Below are 4,700 nucleotides of genomic sequence, written 5' to 3'. Positions count from 1 at the left end.
CGTGACGTCGCCGAGGCGGGTCAACCTGGCGAGGACGAGTTCCGTGTCGATATCGAGCGGATCCGTTTCTCCCCCTTCTTCTCACGGCTGGCGGCGGTGACTCAGGTCATCCCGCAGGTGGGCTCGGGCACCGTCATCCACAACCGGCTGACGCATTCGCTCAAGGTCTCTGCCGTGGCCAGGTCGATCGCGATCACCTTGAACAATTCCGACGAGCGCACCCGGACGCTGCTGGGCGAACTCGGTGGGTGCGATCCGGTGGTGGTTCAGGCTGCCGCCGCAGCCCACGATCTGGGTCACCCTCCGTTCGGCCACCTCGGCGAGAAGGAGCTCGATCGTGTGGCGCGCACGGTGCTGCACCTGCCCGACGGCTTCGAGGGCAATGCCCAGACCTTCCGCATCCTCACTGCTCTCGACAGCTGTGACGCCACCGCGCGCGGACTCAATCTGACTCGGGCGGTGAAGGCCGCGGTCCTCAAGTATCCGTGGGCGCGCGGTGATTGGACGCAGCATCAGCGGCTGAGCTCGGCCGAGATGCCTCGGGGCGTCGGTGATGAAGTGTCGCAGGGAGCGATGAAGTTCTCCGCGTACATGCCTGAGATTGCGGAGATGCACGATGCGCTGTCGGCGTTTCCGCGCATCGGTGGGTATCAGCAGACCCTGGAGTGTTCGGTCATGGATGTCGCCGATGACATCGCCTACGCGGTCCATGACCTCGACGATTTCTACCGGTCCAACGTCCTCCAGTACACCAGTGTGTCTGCGGAGATGGGGCGGTGGCTCAGTGACTGCCGTGAGCTCGGCCGGTTGGACAATACTGAGTTGGATCGGCGTCGGCCCGGTCATGCTCTGGAGTCGATGTGGCGTCACATTCAGGAGAAGGATCCGTGGATTGCCGACGAGGATGCGTTCCGCCAGTCGGTCGAGCGCGTCAACCGGGATCTTGTCGAGGGACTGCTGGCCGTTCCCTATGACGGGGGACTGGAGGCAGACCGGGCCGTCACTGCGTTCACCCGGAGGTGGATCGACCGGCTCAAGGCCTCCATCGTCGTCGACTTCGAGCCGCATGTCCGCAGCGGGCACGTGCGCCTGTCCGATGCCACCTGGCACGACGTGGTGGTGCTGAAGTTCGTCCACTCCCGGTTCGTCCTCGAACGCTCCGACCTGGCCGTGTATCAGCGCGGGCAGACGCGGATCATCGCCTCCTTGGTGGAAGGGTTCCACGAGTGGCTGCGCGACCCCGACGAGGCGACCCGGATTCCCCGGCGTCTGCTCGACTCCGTTGAAGCCGCCACACAGGAATATCGGGAGCTCTACGACAGGGATCCCGACAGCCTCGGCGAGGAGGGCTCCAGTGCGATCATCCGGCTGGGACGTGCGCGGGCGGTCGTGGACTACATCGCGTCCTTCACCGATGCGCAGGCCATGTCCGTCAATGCCCTGATCACCGGTGCCTCGGAAGAACCGTGGGAGGCCGGACGCGGACTGTGACCGTGTGAGCTCTCCGCCGGTGCGAAAGCTTCTTTCTCGGTCCGAAAGTTTCTTGGTCGGTCCGACGGCGTGGTCGGTCCGAAGCCTGCCGGCGGGTTCGGACAGACATTTCAGGCAGACGAAAGGCGGGGCCGGAGTTTTCACTCCGACCCCGCCTCTACTGCGGTATCAGCCGCTCAGGCGTTCATGAGACTTCAGTCTCAGAGTCCTGCACGGTGACGGCGCGTCAGGTAGATCGCAGCTCCACCGCCGGCGATGAGCAGAGCAGCGAGGCCGCCCATTGCCCAGGTGCCGGTGGCACCGGTGCGGGGCAGGTCGCCACCGTCAGCAGCAGCCGATGCATTGGCATCATCGCTGGCGTTCGCGTCGTTGTCGGCGTTCGCCGATGCGTTGGCATCGTCGTTGCTGGCAGCGGCAGCGTTGGCATCATCGGTGGCAGCAGCGGAGTCATCCGCGTTGGCCGAAGCATTCACGTCTGCGTTGGCAGCCGAGGAATCGTCGGCATCAGCAGTTGCCGAAGCCGAGTCGTCGGCGTCAGCCGAGGCGTTTGCTTCGTCGTTGGCAGCAGCCGAGTCGTCTGCATCAGCGGTAGCCGAGGCGGAGTCATCTGCGTCGGCCGTTGCCGAATCGTCTGCATCTGCGGTGGCTGCAGCGGAGTCGTCTGCGTCAGCGGAGGCCGAGTCATCGGCATCAGCGGAAGCGGAATCATCAGCATCTGCATCGTCGCCCGGTGCTTCGTCAGCCGCGGTCGCACGGACCGAGGAGGAGGCCAGGTTGATGTCAGCAAGTGCGTCTGCAGCCTGAGGTGCTGCCTGAGCACCGTTGGCTGCGGGCACGCCGCCGGGCAGGAGCTCGAGGCTGACGGCGTTGACGGTGAAGCCATCGGCGTCGGTGCCCTTGACGTTGCTGTCTTCAGCAGGGTCCTTCATCGTGGGCTGCTCATTGATCGTGAGATCGACGACCTGGTTGAGGCCCTCGAAGACAGGATCGAGACCGGAGAGGATCGGATCGACTGCGTCGGTGAGTCCACCGGTGACCTGCTCGGTGGTGGAGTTCAGGATTTCGCCGATGATCGGCTCGGTGACTCCCAGGAGACCTTCGAGCAGGGGACCGGTGATCGAGTTGATCAGGTCGCCGAGTTCGATTCCGGCGACGTCGAGATCAGTTGAGATTTCCGGATCGCCTTCGCCGGTGCCGGCGAGCTGGCCGAGGGTGGCGTCGATGTCGATCTTGCCGTTGGCCGGGATGCCCGCTACCGAACCTTCGGCAGGCAGGGAGATCTTGGCGTGAGCGTCGTTGAGCGCATCCTTGAGGGTCTCATTGAACTTACCGCTCAGGGCGCCGAGGGCATCGGCTACTGCGTCGGTGATCTTTCCGATGGTCTCGGAGGTCAGCACCTGGGTGTTGGGATCGAGGCTGTTGAGGTCCTCCCCGTTCTCACCCTTGACGACCTTGGCGAGGTCGATCTTGATGTCGCCGTTCTTGAGGTCGATCGAGACGATTCCCGCCTCGTCCTCGAGCTTCTCGTTGACGACGTTCTCGACGACGCTGTTGAGCGCGTCCTGAGTCTCAACGCTGACGGTGGTTTCTTCGCCGCCGAGCTTGAGGTTGGCAACGCCGGTGTTGATGTCGATGCCGGCCTTGCCCAGTTTGTCGGCGAGGCCCTCTTCGGCGATGACGTCTTCGAGTGCGCCACCGGCACCGTCGACGACCTCGTTGAGGGAGTCGGAGAGTCCGCCGACTGCGGGGCTGGAGACCGTGAGGACTCCGTCAGCCACAGCGTATTCGGACGAGGCGTCGCCGGAGCCCTGTGCCTCGGCGGTCGAAGCAACTGCACCCAGTGACAGGGAGAGCTCGTCGACGATGTTGTCGGTGACTCCGTCGAGGCCGGCCTGGCCCAGAACCTGGGTGAGGTCGACTTCGGCGTTTCCGTAGTCACCGTTGTTGATGTCGTCGATGTTCAGCGCGCCATCCTTGCCGACCGCGCCGGCACTGGCCTTGGCGCTGTCCGCTGAGGGAGCATAGCCGTAGGAGTTGAGTGCGCCTGCCTCGCCGAGCTTGAGGAGTCCGTCGCCGTCAGGCTGGCTGACGATCGGGAGGGAGACACCATCGCCGAGGTCAAGACCGATTGCGTTCAGCGCTTCTGCGTTGAGAGGGGTCTTGGCTTCCTCCGGATTGCTGGGGAAGCTGCTGTATGCGCCAGCGGCATCGACGAGCTGCTCGTCGAGGATATCCGACTGGACCAGCTGGCCAAGCGCTTCCGCGTCTTCGTTCGGGTCCTGCTCGATGGCTGCTGCGCTGGGTGACGTGACCATCACGGTGAGTCCCAGAGCGGTGACTGCGGCTGCGCCACCAACCGCGATCTTACGCACGGGCGGCTGCCCGTTACGGAGCTTCTTCATACTTCTCCACTTCCATTTGTGAGGATCGACCGTCGGTAGTTGCTTGCAAGGTTCCATGATGATTTCCGGTCGAACGAACTTCACCCTACAAGGTCATTGACAAATAATGCGAAAGTAATGTGAAAAGTAACGACTATGTAACGGTCGTAGCGTGCTTGCAGGTGTCGGCCGGAGAGATGAATGATGAGTGAACCTCGTCGAGAGCTGTCGTTGAGAGCGTTTTTGGTGTAGTCGGGGCCATTCCCTGTGATGGTGGGGATCGCGCTCGATGCGCGCTTCGGGAGCAGGATCCCTTGTGTCTCAAAGCGTGAAACGACGATACTTTTGGTCGAACTAAAGTCCCTCGTCTCTGGGCTGTGCCACGGGGCGTAATATGACGAGATTGTCACGAGCTGCGTGTCGTTAATTACCTGCGAGCAACAGATGGTTTCGGGTCAGGACCGAAAAACGGCGGGGTCGGAGTTTTCACTCCGACCCCGCCGCTCAGGCGCTCAGCTCAGTGGCTGAGTGTCTTGTGTATCAGTGCTGACCGGCCGAGGCACGGTAGCGGCGAGTTCCGAAGACCACCGCTGCACCGCCTGCAATGAGCAGGGCCGCGAAGCCGACCATGGTCAGGGCGCCGTCGGCACCTGTCCGTGGCAGATCTCCGCCGTCGCTGCTGCCTGAGGCGTTGGTGCTGGCACCGGCCGAGGCATTCGAGCTGGCCGAAGCGTTCGACTGGCTCGAGGAGCTGGCCGAGGCTGCCTGGTCGGAATCCGCGGAAGCAGATGCCTGGTCGGCGTCATCATCGGACGAAGCGCTGGCTTC

General features: G+C 63.5%; 3 protein-coding genes. 1 reads left to right on the top strand and 2 read right to left on the bottom strand.

The window, feature by feature from the left end:
* Positions 1 to 1,491, top strand: a 1,491-nt coding sequence (locus tag L0G76_RS14245; protein ID WP_304357821.1) for a deoxyguanosinetriphosphate triphosphohydrolase family protein, incomplete at its 5' end; no start/stop codon positions are given.
* 200 nt (positions 1,492 to 1,691) lie between these two features.
* Here the strand turns inward: L0G76_RS14245 and L0G76_RS14240 are convergent.
* Complete coding sequence (locus tag L0G76_RS14240; protein WP_304357820.1) at positions 1,692 to 3,893, bottom strand: choice-of-anchor G family protein; 2,202 nt, start codon at positions 3,891 to 3,893, stop codon at positions 1,692 to 1,694.
* Positions 3,894 to 4,412: 519 nt separating this feature from the next.
* Positions 4,413 to 4,700, bottom strand: a 288-nt coding sequence (locus L0G76_RS14235; RefSeq protein WP_304357819.1) for an LPXTG cell wall anchor domain-containing protein, incomplete at its 5' end; no start/stop codon positions are given.

The sequence above is a fragment of the Brevibacterium picturae genome (assembly GCF_030453725.1).
GTDB classification, from domain to species: Bacteria; Actinomycetota; Actinomycetes; order Actinomycetales; family Brevibacteriaceae; genus Brevibacterium; species Brevibacterium sandarakinum_A.
Note: the sequence above shows the minus strand (reverse complement) of the source record. Positions and strands in the feature narration are given on the sequence as shown.

Coding starts and splice junctions, on each gene's coding strand:
- L0G76_RS14240 (WP_304357820.1), bottom strand. CDS start 3,893: ATGAAGAAGCTCCGTAACGGGCAGCCGCCCGTGCGTAAGATCGCGGTT.